The 18,335-nt window shown below is 62.4% G+C and carries 19 protein-coding genes, 1 pseudogene and 1 riboswitch; of the genes and pseudogenes, 12 read left to right on the top strand and 8 right to left on the bottom strand.

Translation table 11 applies throughout. The annotated features are described in order from the left end of the window. Positions 1-93: 93 nt before the first annotated feature. Positions 94-1,590, bottom strand: coding sequence for an NCS1 family nucleobase:cation symporter-1 (locus ACHH0Z_RS03660; protein ID WP_008499855.1), 1,497 nt, complete (start codon positions 1,588-1,590; stop codon positions 94-96). Between the two features lie 144 nt (positions 1,591-1,734). Here ACHH0Z_RS03660 and ACHH0Z_RS03655 point away from each other — a divergent pair, with 144 nt between their 5' ends. The 3 genes and pseudogenes from ACHH0Z_RS03655 (at position 1,735) to puuE (ending at position 4,141) form a co-directional block, all read left to right on the top strand. Continuing rightward, positions 1,735-2,451: a GntR family transcriptional regulator gene (locus ACHH0Z_RS03655; RefSeq protein WP_045406700.1), complete on the top strand. Its 717-nt coding sequence runs from the start codon at positions 1,735-1,737 to the stop codon at positions 2,449-2,451. Beyond that, positions 2,451-3,324: pseudogene (gene hpxA / locus ACHH0Z_RS03650) on the top strand (allantoin racemase). Before ACHH0Z_RS03655 ends, hpxA begins: the two are co-directional and overlap by 1 nt. Beyond that, positions 3,242-4,141 carry an allantoinase PuuE gene (gene puuE, locus ACHH0Z_RS03645; protein WP_239519670.1) on the top strand — a complete coding sequence of 300 codons (900 nt, stop codon included), beginning with the start codon at positions 3,242-3,244 and terminating at the stop codon, positions 4,139-4,141. The pseudogene hpxA and the gene puuE overlap by 83 nt, the downstream one beginning before the upstream one ends. Before the next feature lie 106 nt (positions 4,142-4,247). Here puuE and hpxZ read toward each other — a convergent pair whose 3' ends face one another. From hpxZ to hpxW, 4 genes are read right to left on the bottom strand one after another with little or no spacing between them, the layout of a single operon-like run. After that, complete coding sequence (hpxZ, locus tag ACHH0Z_RS03640; RefSeq protein ID WP_045406694.1) at positions 4,248-4,634, bottom strand: oxalurate catabolism protein HpxZ; 387 nt, start codon at positions 4,632-4,634, stop codon at positions 4,248-4,250. Further along, complete coding sequence (locus ACHH0Z_RS03635) at positions 4,631-6,028, bottom strand: AtzE family amidohydrolase (RefSeq protein ID WP_045406692.1); 1,398 nt, start codon at positions 6,026-6,028, stop codon at positions 4,631-4,633. The genes hpxZ and ACHH0Z_RS03635 overlap by 4 nt, the downstream gene beginning before the upstream one ends. Beyond that, entirely contained in the window at positions 6,025-6,213 is a 189-nt protein-coding gene (hpxX, locus tag ACHH0Z_RS03630; RefSeq protein ID WP_008499849.1) for an oxalurate catabolism protein HpxX, read from the bottom strand. The genes ACHH0Z_RS03635 and hpxX overlap by 4 nt, the downstream gene beginning before the upstream one ends. Before the next feature lie 10 nt (positions 6,214-6,223). Further along, the gene (hpxW, locus tag ACHH0Z_RS03625; protein ID WP_045406690.1) at positions 6,224-7,807 is read right to left on the bottom strand and encodes an oxamate amidohydrolase; all 1,584 of its coding nucleotides are present in this window, start codon (positions 7,805-7,807) and stop codon (positions 6,224-6,226) included. Positions 7,808-7,949: 142 nt separating this feature from the next. Here hpxW and hpxU point away from each other — a divergent pair, with 142 nt between their 5' ends. The 7 genes from hpxU (at position 7,950) to hpxK (ending at position 14,288) form a co-directional block, all read left to right on the top strand. Further along, positions 7,950-8,789: a MurR/RpiR family transcriptional regulator HpxU gene (gene hpxU, locus ACHH0Z_RS03620; RefSeq protein ID WP_032674501.1), complete on the top strand. Its 840-nt coding sequence runs from the start codon at positions 7,950-7,952 to the stop codon at positions 8,787-8,789. A 191-nt stretch (positions 8,790-8,980) separates the two neighbouring features. Beyond that, positions 8,981-9,763 carry a transporter substrate-binding domain-containing protein gene (locus ACHH0Z_RS03615; RefSeq protein ID WP_045406689.1) on the top strand — a complete coding sequence of 261 codons (783 nt, stop codon included), beginning with the start codon at positions 8,981-8,983 and terminating at the stop codon, positions 9,761-9,763. Positions 9,764-9,767: 4 nt separating this feature from the next. Then, entirely contained in the window at positions 9,768-10,433 is a 666-nt protein-coding gene (locus tag ACHH0Z_RS03610; RefSeq protein ID WP_023292835.1) for an amino acid ABC transporter permease, read from the top strand. Further along, positions 10,433-11,089, top strand: coding sequence for an amino acid ABC transporter permease (locus ACHH0Z_RS03605; protein ID WP_071882588.1), 657 nt, complete (start codon positions 10,433-10,435; stop codon positions 11,087-11,089). The genes ACHH0Z_RS03610 and ACHH0Z_RS03605 overlap by 1 nt, the downstream gene beginning before the upstream one ends. After that, complete coding sequence (locus tag ACHH0Z_RS03600; RefSeq protein ID WP_023327069.1) at positions 11,070-11,807, top strand: amino acid ABC transporter ATP-binding protein; 738 nt, start codon at positions 11,070-11,072, stop codon at positions 11,805-11,807. Before ACHH0Z_RS03605 ends, ACHH0Z_RS03600 begins: the two co-directional genes overlap by 20 nt. Before the next feature lie 13 nt (positions 11,808-11,820). After that, positions 11,821-13,062, top strand: a complete 1,242-nt coding sequence (locus tag ACHH0Z_RS03595; protein WP_032651243.1) for an alanine--glyoxylate aminotransferase family protein — start codon at positions 11,821-11,823, stop codon at positions 13,060-13,062. Beyond that, complete coding sequence (hpxK, locus tag ACHH0Z_RS03590) at positions 13,059-14,288, top strand: allantoate amidohydrolase (RefSeq protein ID WP_045406688.1); 1,230 nt, start codon at positions 13,059-13,061, stop codon at positions 14,286-14,288. Before ACHH0Z_RS03595 ends, hpxK begins: the two co-directional genes overlap by 4 nt. Positions 14,289-14,373: 85 nt before the next feature. Here hpxK and ACHH0Z_RS03585 read toward each other — a convergent pair whose 3' ends face one another. Further along, positions 14,374-15,375, bottom strand: coding sequence for a magnesium transporter (locus ACHH0Z_RS03585; protein WP_021240818.1), 1,002 nt, complete (start codon positions 15,373-15,375; stop codon positions 14,374-14,376). A gap of 60 nt (positions 15,376-15,435) precedes the next feature. After that, positions 15,436-15,605: riboswitch (M-box (ykoK) riboswitch) on the bottom strand. A 159-nt stretch (positions 15,606-15,764) separates the two neighbouring features. On the opposite strand from ACHH0Z_RS03585, the gene ACHH0Z_RS03580 reads away from it, so the two are divergent. Further along, positions 15,765-16,268, top strand: a complete 504-nt coding sequence (locus ACHH0Z_RS03580; protein WP_045406677.1) for a DedA family protein — start codon at positions 15,765-15,767, stop codon at positions 16,266-16,268. Position 16,269: 1 nt separating this feature from the next. Here ACHH0Z_RS03580 and ACHH0Z_RS03575 read toward each other — a convergent pair whose 3' ends face one another. Then, entirely contained in the window at positions 16,270-17,019 is a 750-nt protein-coding gene (locus tag ACHH0Z_RS03575) for an SDR family oxidoreductase (RefSeq protein WP_008499837.1), read from the bottom strand. 100 nt (positions 17,020-17,119) lie between these two features. Here ACHH0Z_RS03575 and ACHH0Z_RS03570 point away from each other — a divergent pair, with 100 nt between their 5' ends. After that, positions 17,120-17,479 carry a helix-turn-helix domain-containing protein gene (locus ACHH0Z_RS03570; protein ID WP_008499836.1) on the top strand — a complete coding sequence of 120 codons (360 nt, stop codon included), beginning with the start codon at positions 17,120-17,122 and terminating at the stop codon, positions 17,477-17,479. A gap of 1 nt (position 17,480) precedes the next feature. Here the strand turns inward: ACHH0Z_RS03570 and ACHH0Z_RS03565 are convergent, their stop codons facing one another. Continuing rightward, a complete protein-coding gene (locus ACHH0Z_RS03565; RefSeq protein WP_395149495.1) occupies positions 17,481-18,275 on the bottom strand; it encodes an SDR family NAD(P)-dependent oxidoreductase in 795 nt (264 codons plus the stop codon). Positions 18,276-18,335 lie beyond the last annotated feature (60 nt).

The raw sequence follows: 18,335 nt of genomic DNA, 5'->3' as shown, positions 1-18,335 counted from the left end.
TGCCTTCGTGTGTGCGTAGCGGGGTGGGAAAACTCAGCAAGAACGGTGCCAGAATGAACGGGCCGCAGATACGCTGCGGCCAGAGGGGAGGGGTTACTCTTTTTGCGTCGCCACGCGGGAGCCAAACGACGTCGCGCCTGCCGTCTCGCGCTCTTCCCGCGCCAGCCAGCGGTAGGTGACGCCGCCGAGGAAGACGCCGATAAACCAGCTGAAGTTTGCCACCTCATGCAGGGCCGGGATAAAGCTAATGACCAGGCCCACGGCAACGGACGGGATCAGGGCACCAATGGCTTTCGGGTTAAAGCCGTTGCGGTACCAGTATTTGCCCTTTGGCGTGTCGTCGAACAGATCGTCAACCGACACCTTGCCGCGCTTAATCAGGTAGAAATCGGCAATCAGAATGCCGAACAGCGGGCCGATAAACGCCCCGAGCACGTCCAGGGTGTAGTGGATAAGCTCCGGCGAGTTGAACAGGTTCCACGGGGTGAGCAGGATCGAGCCGACGGCGGCAATCATGCCCCCGGTGCGGAAGCTGATTTTCTGCGGCGAGCAGTTAGAGAAATCAAACGCCGGGGAGACGAAGTTCGCGACGATGTTGATCCCGATGGTAGCGGTGATCATCGTCAGCAGGCCAATCGCCACGGCCAGATCGTTGCCCACGCGGCTGACGGTTTCGATCGGATCGGTGATCATGCGGCCAAACAGCGACTGGGTGCCGGAGACAATCACCACGGTGACGATGGAGAACAGCAGGAAGTTAAACGGCAGCCCCCAGCGGTTGCCGCGGCGGATCTCGCCCATGCTTTTGCCGTAGCGGGAGAAGTCGCCAAAGTTGAGCAGCGGGCCGGAGAAGTAGGAGACCACCAGCGCGGTCGCGGTGATCATCTGCCAGGTCTGTTCGCCCGCGCTCAGGGATTTGCTGGCGAGGGTAAAGGAGATCCCGTCAAAACCGGTCTTGTATACAATCCAGCCGGCAAGGGCCAGCATTACCACATAGACCGCCGGACCGGCGATATCAATAAAGCGCTTGATGGCACTCATGCCGTGCCAGAAGACCATCGCCTGCAGGACCCACATAATGGCAAAGCAGATCCAGCCCAGATGCGACAGGCCCAGGAATGCGCCGGTAGTGAGTGAAGAGAGCGATGGCCAGAACTTCAGCGCCACCAGCATCAGGGCGTTGGCGGCGAGATAGGTCTGAATCCCGTACCACGCAAAGGCAATCAGCCCGCGGATCACCGCCGGAATATTGGCCCCGAACACGCCGAACGCCTGACGGCTGATCACCGCATAGGGCACGCCCGCCATCTGGCTCGGTTTGGCCACCAGGTTGGCGCACAGCTGCACGATGCAAATCCCCACCAGCAGGCAGAGCAGCACCTGCCAGCTTGCCAGCCCGAGCGTAAAGAAGCTCGCGGCGACCACATAACCCCCCATGCTGTGAACGTCCGACATCCAGAACGAAAAGATGTTGTACCAGCTCCAGTTCTGGTCACGCGTCGGTGCCAGATCCTCATTGCAAAGACGTGGGCTGTAAACCGCACCGGAATCAGCGGCCGTACCCTGCTGCGCGTTTTGACTGTTTGGCATGAAACCTGCTCCTGTGAATGAAAACCCGTTGAGTGGGAGTGCAAACGGTGTTGCAGGATCCAGGCCAAAATAATAAATCTTGTATGCAATATTTTATTTTTATGTATACGATTCGATAACGGAAAGTAAAATTCGGAGTGGTGAATGAACAACATTAACGCCCTGCAGACCGCGCCAGACCTGCATGACAAAGACGAAACCATCTTCCAGGCGCTGATGACCGCGATTGTCGAACACCAGCTGCTGCCGGGGAGCAAATTGCCGGAAGAGGCGCTGGCCGAGGTGTTTGGCGTGAGCCGCACGGGCATCCGCAAGGTGCTTCAACGACTCGCCGCTGTGCAAATGGTCACCCTGACGCCCAAGCGTGGTGCACACGTCGCCAGCCCGACGGTGGAAGAGGCGCGGCACATCTTCCGCACCCGCGCACTGCTGGAGGTCGCTAACCTGCCGGACGTGCTGGCGCACTGCCAGTCGCCGCATCTTGCCGCGCTGGAGGCCATCATTCGCCAGGAGCAGCAGGCGCACGAGGCCTATGACGGCCCGGCGGCGATTCGCCACTCCGCCAATTTCCACATTCAGCTGCAGGCCATCTCCGGCAACCAGGTGCTCACGGAGATGGTGACCGGCCTGAGCCAGCGTTCTTCGCTGGTGATTGCCACCTGGGGCGCGCCGTGGCGTCAGGGCTGCCGCTGCAACGATCACGAACAGCTGGTGGATCTGCTGCGCCAGAAGGCGCTTGAGCCACTAAGCGATGCCCTCATGCACCATTTTGAACATATCATCGCCAGCCTCTGCTTCGAGCGGGCGGGCGAGTGCCTGCCTGATTTTGCCCGGCTGTTTGCCGGCCACAAGGAGTCGTAATGTCTGTCTGTATACAAGTGATCAACCCCAACACCAGCCTCGCCATGACGGAAACCATCGGCGCGGCGGCCCGCGCGGTGGCGGCGCCGGGGACGGAGATCCTCGCGGTCTGCCCGAGCGCGGGCGTGCCGTCCATAGAAGGCCACTTCGATGAGGCCATCGCCGCCGTGGGCGTTCTTGAACAGGTCAAGCTCGGAAGAGAGCAGGGCGTGCACGGTCACGTCATCGCCTGCTTTGGCGATCCGGGCCTGCTGGCGGCGCGTGAGCTGGCGCAGGGGCCGGTGGTGGGCATTGCGGAAGCCGCCATGCATATGGCGACGCTGGTCGCGACGCGCTTTTCGGTGGTCACCACGCTGCCGCGCACGCTGATCATTGCCCGTCATCTGCTGCACCAGTATGGCTTTCAGGACCATTGCGCGGCGCTGCACGCTATCGATCTCCCGGTGCTGGCGCTGGAAGACGGCAGCGGTCTGGCGCAGGAGAAAGTACGCGCGCGCTGTATACAGGCGCTGCAAGAGGATGGCTGCGGTGCCATCGTGCTGGGCTGCGGCGGCATGGCGACCCTGGCGCAGGAGCTGACCTGCGAGCTGCGCGCGCCGGTGATCGACGGCGTCAGCGCGGCGGTAAAGATGGTGGAATCGCTGGTGGCGCTGGGGCTATCGACCAGCAAGCACGGGGACCTGGCCTTCCCGGAGAAAAAAGCGTTAAGCGGACAGTTTCAGACATTGAATCCATTTTGAAGGTGAGGGGAGACGTAATGGCGCTTTTTGAACAGAATTATCCGCGGGATCTGCGCGGCTACGCGGGCAACCCGCCGCACGCGCGGTGGCCGAATCAGGCGCGCGTTGCCGTGCAGTTTGTGCTCAACTATGAAGAAGGGGCGGAAAACCACGTTCTGCACGGCGATGCCGGATCCGAGCAGTTCCTGTCGGACATCATCGGCGCGGCCAGCTACCCGGACAAACACATGTCGATGGACTCCCTCTACGAATACGGCAGCCGCGCCGGGTTCTGGCGGATCCACAATGAATTTCAGAAACGCGGCTTGCCGCTGACGGTCTTTGGCGTGGCGATGGCGCTGGCGCGTCACCCGGAGATTGTGGAGGCGATCAAAGCGGCGGATTACGACGTGGTCAGCCACGGCTGGCGCTGGATCCACTATCAGAATATGGACATCAGCCAGGAGCGCGAACATCTGCACAAGGCGGTGCACGTTCTGACCGACCTGTTCGGCAAGCCGCCAACGGGCTGGTACACCGGGCGCGACAGCCCCAACACGCGCCAGCTGGTGGTGGAGCATGGCGGCTTCGACTACGACAGCGACTACTACGGCGACGATTTGCCCTTCTGGACGGAGGTGGCCTGCAGCGACGGCTCCCGTAAACCGCACCTGATCGTGCCGTATACGCTGGATGCGAACGACATGCGCTTTGCGACCGCGCAGGGATTTAACACCGCCGAGCAGTTTTATACGTATCTGAAGGACAGTTTTGACGTGCTGTACGAAGAGGGGGAAAGCGCGCCGAAGATGATGTCCATCGGCATGCACTGCCGCCTGCTCGGGCGTCCGGGCCGTTTTCGCGCGCTGCAGCGGTTCCTGGATTATGTGCAGCAGCACGAGCGGGTGTGGGTCTGTACCCGCCAGCAGATTGCCGACCACTGGCGGGACGTGCATCCGTTTCAGCAGTAAGTGTGCGATGTTTTGCCGGGTGGCGGCTGCGCCTTACCCGGCCTACAGGGCCCACGGAACATCGTAGGCCCGGTAAGCGCAGCGCCACCGGGCAGGTTTTTCAGCGTTACACCATCAAACTCACCTGCGCCGCCACTATCCGCCAGCCGTAGGCAAACCGCACCCACGTCTGCTGCTGGCGGCCAATGCGTTCCGTGCTCTTGCGGGTAAACTCGGTGCTGCACACGGCATAATCCTCCCCGAAGGTGGTGATGACGGTGTGGCGCAACGTCCGCTGCAGCCCGGCGGCGGGGCGCGCCGCACGAAAGGCGCGGATTTCATCGATCCCGTAAAGGTTTTCACCGGCCCCCAGCCGCACCGTGTTTTTGTCGTGCCAGAACAGCTCGTCCAGCACCGCAACGTTGTTGCTCACCAGCGCGTCCTCATAGCGGTAAAACGCGGCCGTCACCTCGGCAACCACCCACGGGAGGTTAATGTCATCGTGATTCATCATGCTGCTATCTCCGCCGGGCGGGCATCGGTGATGCCGCTCTCTTCCAGAACCCGCGCGACGCGCAGGCAGGCCTGCTCGTTAAACGGAGCGGCAATCAGCTGCAGGCCAATGGGCGCGCCCTGCGCTATACGCAGCGGAACGGTGGTCACGGGCAGGCCTAAAAACGAAATCGGCTGGGTCAGCATCCCCATGCTGGCGCGGATGGGAAGCGGCTGACCGTTAATCTCCATGGTTTGCTCGCCGATCCGCGTGGCGTTGCGCGGCGTTGCCGGGGCAATCAGCACGTCGGCCCGTGCAAACAGCGCGTGAAACGCCTGCCGTGCCTGCGCGCGAAACCGCTGGGCCTGAATGTACCAGGCGGAAGGGATCATCGCCCCGGCCAGCAGGCGTTCGCGGGAGTGCGGCTCAAAACGCTCGGGCTCCCGGCGAAGCGCGGGCAGGTACTGATTTCCACCCTCGGAGGCGCTGATGATAAACGCCGCGGAGCGCGCCAGCTCGGCGTCAGGAAACAGAAGCTCATCCTGCACGTCGAGCGCCTTCGCCACTCGCGCCACGGCGCCTCTGGCGTCCGCGTCGCACCAGGTGGTGAAGTAGCCGCCGAGCACCGCGCAGCGCAGGCCGTCAAGCCCGCGGTCAAGCAGGGGGCGCGTCTGTTCCCGCGAGCTCTCTGCCTGAAAACCGTCGCTGGTGTCCCGGCCCTGCAGCGCGTCGTACACGGACGCCAGGTCGCATACGCGGCGCGCAAAGGGCCCGATATGATCCAGGCTCGCGACAAACGGATGGCTGCCGGATCGCGACAGGCGGCCAAAGGTGGGCTTCAGGCCGTAGATGCCGCACAGGGAGGCCGGAACGCGAATCGAGCCGTTGGTGTCGGTGCCGAGCGAAAAGTGCACCAGCCCGGCGGCCACCGCGGCGGCTGAACCGCCGGACGACCCGCCCGCAATGCGCGTCAGATCGTGCGGGTTACGCGTCGCGCCGTAGTGGCTGTTCTCGGTGGTAAAGCCGTAGGCGTAGGCGTCCATATTGACCATCCCGGTCAGCAGCCCGCCCGCGCTGCGCAGCTGGCGCACGGCGAAGCTGTCGGCGGCGGCAGCGGGGCGCTGGCTGAACAGCTCGGCCCCGGCGAGGGTGGTGTGACCGGCAACGTCGAACAGATTTTTTACCGCGTAGGGCACGCCCGCCAGCGGCGGCAGGGGGCGCTTTTCCCGTCGCAGGGTATCGATATTGTCGGCCTCGGCGAGCATGCGTGCTTCCGTCACGGCGGTCCAGGCGCCGATCTGCGGATTCACGCGCGCAATCGCCTCCAGCGTCTGGCGGGCAATCTCGCGAGCGCTCAGCTCGCCTGCGCTCAGCGCCTGCTGAATAGCGCTGATACTCATCTCGTGTAGCGTCATGCTTTATACACTCCTGCGATCTCCAGACGGTCGTCGAGCGGCAGCGCCATCAGCGGGGCGGCCATGCTGGCTATGCGGCTAAACTGCAGCTGCAGTTCGGCCCGGCGGGCGTCATCCAGCGTCACGCCGAGTACGGTTTCCATCTGCGCCAGGTACGCCTGCCAGTCGGGTTGGTGTGTCGTCATTGTTTTCTCCTCAGAATCCGGCGGCCGCGCCGTTGCTGCGCGGGTCAAATGCCCCTTCAAACAGCCCGTTGGGGTGGCGAACAATGGCGCCCGCGTGGCCCATGGCTTCACTAAAGTCAGGGAATAGCTCCACCTCGTGACCGAGTGCCCGCAGGCGCGCGACCGTCTCGGGTGAAAAACGCCCTTCAAGCTTTAAGGTGTCTGAGGTTTGCCCCCAGGTGCGCCCCAGCAGCCAGCGTGGGCGGGTGATGCTCTCCTGCAGAGGGACGCCCTGGACAACGTAGCGGGTAAAGAGCGCGGCCTGGGTTTGCGGCTGTCCGTCGCCGCCCATCGATCCGTACACCATCACGCGCCCGTCCTTCAGACGCGCCGCCGCCGGGTTCAGGGTGTGGAACGGCTGTTTGCCCGGCGCGAGGGCCAGAAGATGAGCGGGGTCGAGGCTGAACGACGCCCCCCGGTTCTGCCAGACGATGCCGGTATCGGGCAGCACCACGCCGCTGCCGAACTCGTGATAAAGGCTCTGGATAAACGACACGGCGAGCCCGCTGCTGTCCATCACCCCCATCCACACCGTATCGCCGGGGCCTTTTCCGGTTCCCCACGGCGCGGCGCGGCCGTCGTCAACCCTGTCGGCAAGCGCCTGCAGGGCGGCGGGATCCAGCAGTTTCTGAACATCGGTTTTCAGCGCGCGCGGGTCGGTGATGTGGGCATCGCGCAGGCCAAAGGCCAGCTTGGTGGCTTCCACGATGCGGTGCAGGGTATCGGCATCGTCGGCTTCCGCCATGTTCAGGCGGTCGGTGATGCCGAGTATCGCCAGCGAGACCAGCCCCTGCGTTGGCGGGGCGTGGTTAAAGATCTCTCCCTGCTGATGCTCCAGCTTCAGCGGCGTGGTGCGCCGGGCCGCGTGGGCGTTGAGATCGGCCAGCGTCACGGGGAGACCCAGCGTCTCCATGCCGTGCGCCAGTACGTTCGCCAGCGGGCCGCGATAAAAGCTGTCGAGACCCTCTTCCGCCAGACGCGTCAGGGTCGTGGCCATGGCGGGCTGGTAAAAGCGGCTCCCGACCTGCGGCGGCTTACCGTCCACCAGCCAGGTTTCCGCGAAGCCGGGGATGGCCTTCAGCTCGTCGAACTTGCTGGCCGTGGCGTGGGCCTGAGAGGCCGTGACCGGGGTGCCGTTCTGCGCATAGTCAATGGCGTCGGCCAGCAGGCGGGCCAGCGGCAGCGTTTTGCCGGTCATTTCGCGCGAGACCTTCAGCGCCTCGTCCCAACCGCTTACCGTGCCGGCGACGGTCAGCGCCGCCTGCGGTCCGCGATGGGGGATCTGCGTGAGCCCATCGTAGGCGGCCAGCGTCGCGCGCGATCCCGCCGCGCCGCTGGCATCAATGGCGATGGGGTCGCCTTCCGGCGGCACGATAAGCCAGAAGCCATCGCCGCCCAGCCCGTTCATATGCGGGTAAACCACGGCGATGGTGGCCGCTGCCGCGACCATCGCCTCTATCGCGTTGCCGCCTTCGCGCAGCACCGCCAGCGCGCTCTGGCTGGCAAGATGGTGGGGCGCAACGGCCATGCCGTGCGTGGAGACATTACTTTGCATGAAGCGTCCTCGTAACCCTGAAAGTCACAAGGTGCTGCAAAAGCTGTTCCAGTTCTGAAAGAAAAGTTTCAGTAAACTGGCACGTATAATGAATACATACAAAAAAGGTACAATGTAATGAAACAAAAGTTACAGAGGCGCTATGGAACAGTTAGATGAACGTCTGAAAGCACAATACCCGTCGCTGTCGCCGCAGGAGCAGCGGGTGGCGGACTTTATATTCGACCATTTTGACGATCTGATTAGCTACAACAGCGCCGAGCTTGCGCAACTGAGCGGGGTGTCGAAAGCCACGGTGAGCCGTCTGTTTAAGCGGCTGGGCTATGAGAAATATAAGGACATGCGCGACGAGCTGCGCACCCTGCGCCAGAGCGGAATGCCGCTCACCGATAACCGCGACGCGGTGCAGGGCAACACGCTGCTGGCGCGCCACTATAAGCAGGAGATGGCGAACCTGACCCAGTGGGTCAATGCCCTCGACGCGCAGCAGTTTGCCGACGCCATAGCCTGCATGGTGAAGGCGCGGCGCATCGTCATTATCGGCATGCGTAACGCTTATCCGGCGGCGCTTCATCTGCGCCAGCAGCTGCTGCAGGCGCGCGGTCAGGTGCTGGTCCTGCCGCAGCCGGGGCAGAGCCTGAGCGAGGAGCTGGTGGACTTAACGCCGGACGATCTGGTGGTGATGATGGCCTTTCGCCGTCGCCCGCGCATCATCCGCCCGCTGCTGCAGCAGCTTCAGAGCAGCGGTATTCCGGTGCTGCTGATGTGCGAGCCGCAGGCCCACAGCCTGTTCCCGCTGGCGAGCTGGCAGCTCTGCACCCCGCTGGACAGCGTCTCCGCCTATGACAGCTATTCGTCGGTCAACAGTCTGATCAACCTGCTGGCGAACGCCTTCCTGCATGACATTCTCGATAAGGGCCGCCCGCGCATTCACGAGATTGCCTCCCTCTACCAGCAGCTGGACGAACTCGAACAGCGATAATGGGGCGTCAGGCTGGTGCTTTGCATTAAAATGGTGCATATGGCGGGTCGGGAAAACGCAGGTTTTTTCGACCCGTCCGCGTTTTATCAGGCTTTGAAAGAATATTCCCCGCTTCGCCTTATCTGGCACATTAGTTGCAAAATCACCTTAAAAGAATCTTTTGTTTCATGTTAACGTTACGGGGAAGCACCATGAAAAAACTGTTAATTGCACTGGCCGGGGCCGCATGCCTCTTCACACAGCTGCCGGCAAGGGCTGACCAGCTTCAGGATATTGAGAAACGCGGCACCATCCGCATTGCCGTTCCGCAGGATTTCCCGCCGTTTGGCTCGGTGGGAACCGATCTGCAGCCGCAGGGCTACGACATCGACATGGCGCGCTATCTGGCCAAACAGATGAAGCTCAAGCTGCAGCTGGTGCCGGTGACCAGCGCTAACCGCGTGCCGTACCTGCAAACCGACAAGGTGGATCTGGTCATTTCCAGCCTCGGCAAAAACCCGGAGCGCGAGAAGGTGATCGACTTCAGCCGCGCCTACGCGCCGTTCTTCCTCGGCGTGTTTGGCCCGAAAGGGGCCGAGCTGAAGGACGCCGCCGCGCTGAGCGGAAAAACCATCGGCGTGACGCGCGGGGCGGTGGAGGACATGGTGCTGACCGGCCTGGCGCCGAAAGACGCGGACGTGAAGCGCTACGAAGACAACAACACCACGCTCTCCGCCTACCTCTCTGGCCAGGTGCAGTACGTGGCAACAGGCAACCTCGTGGTGGCGGCCATTTCGCGCCAGAACGCGGCGAAAGCCCCGGTCCCGAGCTTTATGCTGAAAGACTCGCCGTGCTTCATTGGCCTGAAGAAAAATGAACCGGCCCTGAAGGCAAAAGTGGACGCGCTGATTGAGCAGGGTATTAAAGACGGCACGCTGAATGGCCTGTCCGAGCAGTGGCTGAAGGCCCCGCTGCCGGCAAACCTTGGCGCCTGAGCCGATGACGGAGCAACTTGATTTTTCAGCCCTCTGGCCGCACTGGCCGGCGCTGCTGGCGGGATTGTGGGTCACCATTCAGCTGACGGTAATGGCCACCGTCGGCGGGCTGGCAACAGGGATTGTCGGGGCGGCGATCCGCAGCGGACGCACCACCTGGTTTAGCCGGATCTGGGGCGCGTACGTGGAAATCATCCGCAACACGCCGTTTGTGGTGCAGCTGTTTTTCATCGTCTTCGGTCTGCCGAATCTGGGTCTGAAGATGACGGCGGGGGAAGCGGCGCTATTGGCCATGGTGGTCAACCTGGGCGCCTACAGCACCGAAATTATCCGCGCGGGCATTCAGGTCACGCCGAAAGGGCAGTGGGAAGCCGGACGCGTGCTGGGGCTGACCCGCCTGCAGACCTTTATTCGCGTGGTGCTGCCGCCCGCGCTGCAGCGCATTTACCCGGCGCTGGTGAGCCAGTGCATCATCGTGATGCTCGGCTCGTCGGTGGTGTCGCAGGTCTCCTATGAAGAGCTGACCTTCGCCGCCAACCTGATCCAGTCCAGAACGTTTTTGAGCTTTGAGGTCTATCTGGTGACCACCGGGATTTATTTAGCGCTGTCGATTACCCTGCGCCAGCTGATGATGGCAGCAGGACGGAAATGGCTGGGGGTGCAGGCATGATGACCACCTTTACCGACTGGGACATTATTCGCAATCTGCTGCTGGCCGGACGCTGGACGGTGCTGCTGTCGCTGGTGGCGTTCGTCGGCGGGGCGGTGGTAACGCTGCCGCTCCTGCTGCTGCGCCTGACGGGCGGGCGCACGGTGAAGCGCATTATCCGCGGCTATATTGAGCTGTTTCAGGGCACGCCGCTGCTGATGCAGCTGTTCCTGGCCTTCTTCGGCGTGGCGCTGTTCGGCATCGACGTCTCGCCGTGGACCGCCGCCTCGCTGGCGCTGACGTTTTACACCAGCGCGTTTCTGCTCGATATCTGGTACGGCAGCATTCGCGCGCTGCCGAAGGGGCAGTGGGAAGCGTCGCGCTGTCTGGGGCTGACCTTTGGACAGACCCTGTTTCGCGTGGTCGCTCCGCAGGCGCTGCGCATCGGCATTGCGCCGACGGTCGGCTTTGCCGTGCAGGTGATCAAAGGCACCGCGCTGGCGTCGATCATCGGCTTTGTCGAGCTGACCAAGGCCGGGACCATGCTGACCAACGTGACCTATCAGCCGTTTAAGGTCTTTGCGCTGGTGGCGCTGGGCTACTTTATTCTGTGTTATCCGCTGTCGCGCTACAGCCGCTATCTGGAGACGAAATTCAATGCCTCTCATCACCATTAATCAGGTGCAGAAGTACTACGGCGATAACCACGTGCTCAAGGGCGTCGATCTGGATATCGACATGGGCCAGGTGATCTCCATCATCGGGCGCAGCGGATCGGGCAAAAGCACGCTCCTGCGCTGCATCAACGGCCTGGAAGGCTATCAGGACGGCAGCATCAAGCTGGGCGGCATGACCATTACCGACCGGGATTCTCAGGCGCGTGAAATCAGCCGCTCGGTCGGGATGGTGTTCCAGAGCTTCAACCTGTTCCCGCACATGACGGCGCTGGAGAACGTGATGCTCGCCCCGCGTCGGGTGCTGAAGAAAAGCGCCGCCGAATGCCGGGCGCTGGCGCAGCAGATGCTGGAGAAGGTTGGCCTCGGCGACCGTCTGGATTACTACCCGTCGAGCCTCTCCGGCGGCCAGCAGCAGCGCGTGGCCATTGCCCGGGCGCTGGCCATGTCGCCGAAAGTGTTACTCTGCGACGAGATCACCTCCGCGCTCGACCCGGAGCTGGTGGGCGAAGTGCTCAAGGTGCTGGAGCAGCTGGCGGCCGAGGGGATGACGCTCATACTGGTTACCCATGAAATGAATTTTGCCCGCGAAGTGGGCGACCGCGTGGTGTTTATGCACCAGGGGAAAGTCTGGGAGCAGGGCGACAGCAAAACGCTGTTCGCCAACCCGCAGACCACGGAACTGAAGCAGTTCATCTCCTCCGTGCGCGGTCTCAACTGATAAGGACTGAACAATGGATATCGCACACTTTCCGCAAATCAACCCGCCCCAGCGTCTGCTGATGGGGCCGGGCCCGATCAACGCCGACCCGCGCGTGCTGCGCGCCATGTCGAGCCAGCTGATCGGCCAGTACGATCCGGCCATGACCCACTACATGAACGAGGTGATGGCGCTCTATCGCGGCGTGTTCCGCACCGAAAACCGCTGGACGATGCTGGTGGACGGCACCTCCCGCGCGGGGATTGAAGCCATTCTGGTCTCCGCCATTCGCCCGGGCGATAAGGTGCTGGTGCCGGTCTTTGGCCGCTTTGGTCACCTGCTGTGCGAAATTGCCCGCCGCTGCCGCGCGGAGGTGCACACCATCGAAGTACCGTGGGGCGAGGTGTTTACCCCGGACCAGGTGGAGGATGCGATTAAGCGTATTCGTCCACGCCTGCTGCTGACCGTGCAGGGCGACACCTCCACCACCATGCTGCAGCCGCTCGCCGAGCTTGGCGCGATCTGCCGCCGCTACGACGTGCTGTTTTACACCGATGCCACCGCGTCGCTCGGCGGTAACGCGCTGGAGACCGACGCCTGGGGGCTGGATGCCGTCTCGGCCGGGATGCAGAAGTGCCTCGGCGGCCCGTCCGGCACGTCGCCGATCACCCTGAGCGCGCGGATGGAAGAGGCAATCCGTCGCCGCAAGTGCGTGGAGGAGGGCATTCGCACCGACGCCCACCGCGACGGCGACGAGGAGATGATCTACTCCAACTACTTCGATCTCGGCATGGTGATGGACTACTGGGGGCCGGAGCGGCTGAACCACCACACCGAAGCGACCACCGCGCTGTTTGGCGCTCGCGAATGCGCGCGGCTGATCCTGCAGGAGGGGCTGGATAACGGCATCGCCCGCCACAGGCTGCACGGCGATGCGCTGCTGAAGGGCATTCAGGCGATGGGGCTGGAGACCTTCGGCGACCTGAAGCACAAGATGAACAACGTGCTGGGCGTGGTCATCCCGCAGGGGATCAACGGCGACCAGGTGCGTAAGCTGATGCTGGAGGATTTCGGGATTGAGATCGGTACCTCGTTTGGCCCGCTGCACGGCAAAGTGTGGCGCATTGGCACCATGGGCTACAACGCGCGCAAGGACTGCGTGATGACTACCCTGAGCGCGCTGGAGTCGGTGCTGAACTACCTCAAATTCACCACCACGCAGGGGGCCGCCATGCAGGCCGCGTGGGACCACTATCGTCGCGAGACGCCGCAATGAGCCCGGCGGCAGAGCGGGTGATGGCGCGCGCCGACGCGCTGGCCGCCATCAGCGAAACCCCGGACGGCCTGACGCGGGTCTATCTCTCCACGCAGCATCTCCAGGCCAACCAGCTGGTTGGGGAGTGGATGCGCCAGGCGGGCATGACCGTCTGGCAGGACAGCGTGGGCAATATCTGTGGACGCTACGAGGGCGCGCAGGAGGGGGCGCAGGCGGTGCTGCTCGGCTCGCATCTGGACACCGTACGCAACGCCGGGCGCTACGACGGCATGCTCGGGGTGCTCACCGCCATCGAAGTGGTGGACAACCTGCACAAGCAGGGGCGGCATCTGGCGCAGGCCATCGAGATTGTCGGCTTTGGCGACGAAGAGGGCACCCGTTTTGGTATCACCCTGCTGGGCAGCCGTGGTCTGACGGGAACCTGGCCGCAGGGCTGGCTGGAGACGTGCGATGCCCAGGGCATCAGCGTGGCGCAGGCGATGGTGCAGGCGGGGCTCGATCCCACTCGCGTGGCGCTCGCGGCACGCCATCAGGAGGATTTCAGCGCCTGTCTGGAACTGCATATCGAACAGGGACCGTGTCTGGAGCAGGAAGGGCTGGCGCTGGGCGTGGTGGAAGCCATCAACGGCGCGCGCCGCCTCAACTGCCGCTTCACCGGCGAGGCCGGGCACGCCGGTACCGTGCCGATGAACCATCGTAAGGATGCTCTGGCCGCCGCCGCCGAGTGGATGGTGCTGATCGAAAACACCACCCGGCAGCAGGGCGGCAACCGGGTAGCGACGGTCGGGGAACTGCGCTGCCTGCCCGGCGCGGTGAACGTCATCCCCGGCGAGGTTGCGCTCTCGCTGGATATTCGCGGCCCGCAGGATGCCCCGCTGGACGCGCTGCTCGCTGAACTGCTGGCGCAGGCGCAGGCGATCGCCGCCCGTCGCGGGCTGAGCTTCAGCGCCGAGGAGTTTTACCGGATCGCCGCCACGCCGTGCGATGCGCGTTTGCAGCGCCTGCTGGGCGACGCGGTTGAATCGGTGCAGGGGCGCTCGTTATCCCTGCCCAGCGGTGCCGGGCACGACACCATCGCCCTGGCGGAACGCTGGCCGGTGGGGATGCTGTTTGTGCGCTGTAAGGGCGGGATAAGCCACCATCCGGCGGAATCGGTGATGGCTGAGGATGTTGCCCTGGCGATTGAGGCATTTGGGCAGGCGGTGAGAACGCTTGGTGCGATCTGATTGTTGCCCGGCGGCGCTGCGCTTGCACGGGCCTACGGGATGGGTAGGGCGGGTAAGCGGCAGCGCCACCCGGCAAGGAATCACATCACTCCAGCCCCAGCGTATATTGCGCGATCTTAAAGTAGATAATCAGCCCGGTACCGTCGATCAGCGTCGCGATAAACGGCGCGGAGACGACCGCCGGGTCAATGCCGCAGCGCTTGAGCACCATCGGAATGACGGACGACACGATCGCACTCCACAGCGTAATGCACACCAGCGTCAGGCTGACGATGAGCGTAATCTCCAGCCCGATCCCCATCATCCAGGCGCGAATGCACCCGGCAATGCCGAGCGTCACGGCAATCATCAGCGAGGTGGTCATCTCTTTGCGCAGCACGCGGCCCACGTCGCGCAGATGAACTTCACCCAGCGCCATGGCGCGCACCAGCGTGGAGGTGATCTGCGTCCCGCTGTTGCCGCCCGTGCCGATCAGCAGCGGAATAAAGAACGCCAGCGCGATGGCGGACTCCAGTGCCTCTTCAAAATGCTGAATGACCGAGCTGGTGTAGGCTTCGGCGACAAACAGCAGCAGCAGCCAGACGGAGCGTTTCTTCCACAGGCTGAAGGCGCTGGTTTCCAGATAGGGCTTCTCCAGCGGCAGCGTCGCCCCCTGAAGCTGGGCATCTTCGGTGACGTCATCTTCCAGCAGATGGGCAATTTCCCGCTCGGTCAGGCAGCCGACGAGTTTGCCGTGGGTCACCACGGGCACGACATCTGCGTCGCCGTGCGCCAGCAGTCCTGCAACATCGGCACGTTCATCCTCCGGTTTGACCTGCAAAAACTGCGAAATCATCAGGCTTTTAATTGGCTGTACGGTATCTGTGGTCTGTAGCAGCTTGCGCACGGCAACCATCCCCGCAAGGCGGCCATTGTCTTCAATAAAAATATGCGACGGAATATCATCGTCTTTTAATTTTTTGAAGAATTGCTCGCGCGCCAGCGCCACGCATAATGCAATATCGAGGACGATAAAATCGGTATTCATATATTGCGCGACCGCGCTGTCATTGAATGCCAGGTTTTGGTTGTGAATAGCGTAAGACATAGTGAATTCCCTTTGAATAATAACATCTCTCAGGGGCGAGCAAGACAGGGCATGTCGAAGAGGAGATCCCCACGTCCTGGGTTCAGCACTGTACACCGTATCCCGCAAGGGAAGTTATACTGACAAAGCCTTGATTCGACAGTGCCTGTTTTACCCTGTGCCGGTTCTCTCGAACCTACCAGAGCGATAACGTGTATTTGTACAGGAGCCTCGCCATAACGAGATCGTTGTAAAACGAGAGGGATAATACGCCTGTTTAAATTTAGCGCTCAGAAAATTAAATAATGTTTAAGAACGGTTTAGATAAATATTATTAATAAAATGTTGAGGGTTTATTTAAGGTTATTCATTTTAAATGGAGAATTAAATAATTAACGGGGGAGAGGAAAATGGCGTGGCTTGATAATCTGCTGAATCATTTTGCGCTGTATCCGGCACATCTGTTCGCGCTGTTATTCGTAATGGCGCTGAGCAAGTCCACGGTGCTGATCTCCTCCGTGCTGCCGCCCGCCTCGGTGATGCTGCTGGCGGGCATCGGCGTCAGCCAGGGGAGCATGCATCCTGCCCTGGCGTGGCTGGCGGTGGTGATGGGGGCGACGGCAGGTTCGATGCTGAATTACCATATCGGCCAGCTGATGGGGCACACCCGGCTGGTCGCGCGCTTTACGGCGAAGCATGCCGCTACGTTTTTACGGGTCCAGCATCAGCTACAAAAGAACGGCGTCATCGCCCTGTTTACGTCGCGCTTTCTGGCGGTGTTGCGTTATGTCGTGCCGCTGGCGGCGGGGATGCTCAGGCTGAACGCCGTCAAAGTCTACGCCGTCAGCCTGCTTTCCGCCTGCGCGTGGGCGGCGCTGTATGTCGGCGCGGTCACCGGCATCAGCGCCTTGTGAATTACAGACTTCCCATTCCGCCGTCCACCAGCAGCTCCGTTCCCACCGTGTAGCTCGACTCGTCGGAGGCCAGATAGAGCGCGGCTTTTGCCAGCTCCGTCGTCGAGCCCATTCTGCCGAGCGGCACCAGCTTGATGATTTCCGCCATCATCGCGTTAAGCGCCTCGTCGCTTAAGCCCGTTTTCGTAAACGCCGGGGTCTCCACCGGACCGGGGCTCAGGCCGTTGACGCGGATCCCGCGCGGCAGCAGCTCTGCCGACAGCGTGCGCGCCAGCGACAGCAGGGCGGCCTTGCTCGCGGCATACACGCTGCTGGTGGGCAGGCCGATGCGCGCGCTCACGGAGCCGCAGAGGATTATCGAGGACGGGTTATTCAGCATCGGCAGCAGCGCCTGGATTAAAAAGAACGGCCCCTTCAGGTTGATGTTCATCAGACGGTCCCAGGCCTCTTCCTGCCAGGCTTCCAGCGGCGCGTGCGTCACGTCGCCGGCGTTGAGAAACACCGCGTCCAGGCGCGGCCAGCGGGCGGCGAGGGTTTCCGCCAGCGCTTTTTGCGAGGTGATATCGCCCGCATCGGTCGGGATCACCCAGGCCTTATCGCCCAGAATGCGCTCAGCTTCGGCGAGGGTGTCCGGGTTGCGTCCGGTCACGGCGACGCGCGCTCCTTCGGCGATAAACGCCTGCGCGGTGGCGAGACCGATGCCGCTGGTGCCGCCGGTAATCAACGTATACTTATCGGTTAAACGACCCATGTTCTTCTCCTGAAATGTCACTGGAGAAAGCACTATAGAAACGTTAGTATCGAAAGGAAACCAGGTACCAAATGGATACTAATGAGGCAAGAGGTGTGCTATGGCAGAAATGCTGGGTGAGTGCTGTGAAAAAAAATCTGAGGCCTATACCTGCCCGATGACGCAGTTTGTCAACCTGATATCCGGCAAATGGGCAATCCCGATCCTTTATCGTCTTATTGTGATTAACACGCCTGTCCGCTTTGGCGATTTGCTGCGGGCGGCTGCACCCATCACCCAGAAAGAGCTGACGAAGCAGCTGCGCCTGTTTGAACAGCGCGGGCTGGTGACGCGGACGGTCTACCCGGAGATCCCGCCGCGCGTGGAGTATCAGATTACCGGGCTGGGGTTAACCCTGCAGGATGCACTCTCACCGCTGGCCGCCTGGATGAGCGAGTACGGCGACCAGCTGGAGCGTTAGGCTACTGCTTTACGTAGCGCGGAGCCGGGATGCCGGTGCGCGCGCTGTTAAACAGCTCGAGGCGTGCCGCTTCGTAGCGGTCCCACAGGCTGACGTCATGCATCGGCGGGATGGGGGTCGGTTCGCCCCGATCCAGACCCCCCCGGGACGCATCCACCCTATCCGCGGGGGGCATCACCCGTCCCTCCGGCAGATCGTCCACCGTGACGCCAGAATGGCTCCAGATCTCCGTCGCGGTCGCGGCGGGCAGCACGGCCTGAATGCGCACGTTGCTGTCGGCAAATTCTTCCTGCAGTCCGCGGGTAAAGCTCAGTACCCAGGCCTTGGTGGCGCTGTAGAGCGCGCTGCCCGCACGGACATGGAGCGATAACACCGAGGCGATATTGATCAGCGTGCCGCGATTGTTCCGCGCCAGTCGCGGGAGAATGGCGTAGGTCAGCCGCATCAGCGCCGTGGTGTTCAGGGTATTGATGGCCTGATGCTGCGCCACCTCGCCCGCGAGGAACGGCGCCATCTGCGCGGTGCCCGCGTTGTTAACCAGCGTATCAATGGCGGTATTGCTGCGCAGTTCCTCTTCCACCGCGCGGATCCCGGCTTCATCGGTGAGATCGGCCACCAGAATATCGACGGCCACGCCGTAGCGCGCGCGCAGGTCGGCGGCGAGGGTTTTCAGGCGATCCTCGCGGCGGGCGACCAGGACCAGGTTGGCACCGCGCGCGGCAAGGCGATCGGCATAGACGGCACCGATCCCGGAAGAGGCACCCGTGATCAGGGCGGTGGTGATTTGCGTAGTCATAATGCATTACCTCAGACAAAGTGGGTTATTTGGTTTCAATATGAAACTGAATTAACTCTC

Origin of the sequence: Enterobacter cloacae complex sp. 2024EL-00227, from assembly GCF_043945315.1 — a bacterium.
In the GTDB taxonomy this organism is placed as follows: Bacteria; Pseudomonadota; Gammaproteobacteria; order Enterobacterales; family Enterobacteriaceae; genus Enterobacter; species Enterobacter roggenkampii.
This window is presented reverse-complemented; position numbering and strand designations above follow the sequence as displayed.

Bases quoted from the DNA above. Each gene is read 5' to 3' on its own strand.
- ACHH0Z_RS03660 (WP_008499855.1), bottom strand. From the start codon at position 1,590: ATGCCAAACAGTCAAAACGCGCAGCAGGGTACGGCCGCTGATTCCGGT.
- ACHH0Z_RS03655 (WP_045406700.1), top strand. From the start codon at position 1,735: ATGAACAACATTAACGCCCTGCAGACCGCGCCAGACCTGCATGACAAA.
- hpxZ (WP_045406694.1), bottom strand. From the start codon at position 4,634: ATGATGAATCACGATGACATTAACCTCCCGTGGGTGGTTGCCGAGGTG.
- ACHH0Z_RS03635 (WP_045406692.1), bottom strand. From the start codon at position 6,028: ATGACGCTACACGAGATGAGTATCAGCGCTATTCAGCAGGCGCTGAGC.
- hpxX (WP_008499849.1), bottom strand. From the start codon at position 6,213: ATGACGACACACCAACCCGACTGGCAGGCGTACCTGGCGCAGATGGAA.
- hpxW (WP_045406690.1), bottom strand. From the start codon at position 7,807: ATGCAAAGTAATGTCTCCACGCACGGCATGGCCGTTGCGCCCCACCAT.
- hpxU (WP_032674501.1), top strand. From the start codon at position 7,950: ATGGAACAGTTAGATGAACGTCTGAAAGCACAATACCCGTCGCTGTCG.
- ACHH0Z_RS03615 (WP_045406689.1), top strand. From the start codon at position 8,981: ATGAAAAAACTGTTAATTGCACTGGCCGGGGCCGCATGCCTCTTCACA.
- ACHH0Z_RS03610 (WP_023292835.1), top strand. From the start codon at position 9,768: ATGACGGAGCAACTTGATTTTTCAGCCCTCTGGCCGCACTGGCCGGCG.
- ACHH0Z_RS03605 (WP_071882588.1), top strand. From the start codon at position 10,433: ATGACCACCTTTACCGACTGGGACATTATTCGCAATCTGCTGCTGGCC.
- ACHH0Z_RS03600 (WP_023327069.1), top strand. From the start codon at position 11,070: ATGCCTCTCATCACCATTAATCAGGTGCAGAAGTACTACGGCGATAAC.
- ACHH0Z_RS03595 (WP_032651243.1), top strand. From the start codon at position 11,821: ATGGATATCGCACACTTTCCGCAAATCAACCCGCCCCAGCGTCTGCTG.
- hpxK (WP_045406688.1), top strand. From the start codon at position 13,059: ATGAGCCCGGCGGCAGAGCGGGTGATGGCGCGCGCCGACGCGCTGGCC.
- ACHH0Z_RS03585 (WP_021240818.1), bottom strand. From the start codon at position 15,375: ATGTCTTACGCTATTCACAACCAAAACCTGGCATTCAATGACAGCGCG.
- ACHH0Z_RS03580 (WP_045406677.1), top strand. From the start codon at position 15,765: ATGGCGTGGCTTGATAATCTGCTGAATCATTTTGCGCTGTATCCGGCA.
- ACHH0Z_RS03575 (WP_008499837.1), bottom strand. From the start codon at position 17,019: ATGGGTCGTTTAACCGATAAGTATACGTTGATTACCGGCGGCACCAGC.
- ACHH0Z_RS03570 (WP_008499836.1), top strand. From the start codon at position 17,120: ATGGCAGAAATGCTGGGTGAGTGCTGTGAAAAAAAATCTGAGGCCTAT.
- ACHH0Z_RS03565 (WP_395149495.1), bottom strand. From the start codon at position 18,275: ATGACTACGCAAATCACCACCGCCCTGATCACGGGTGCCTCTTCCGGG.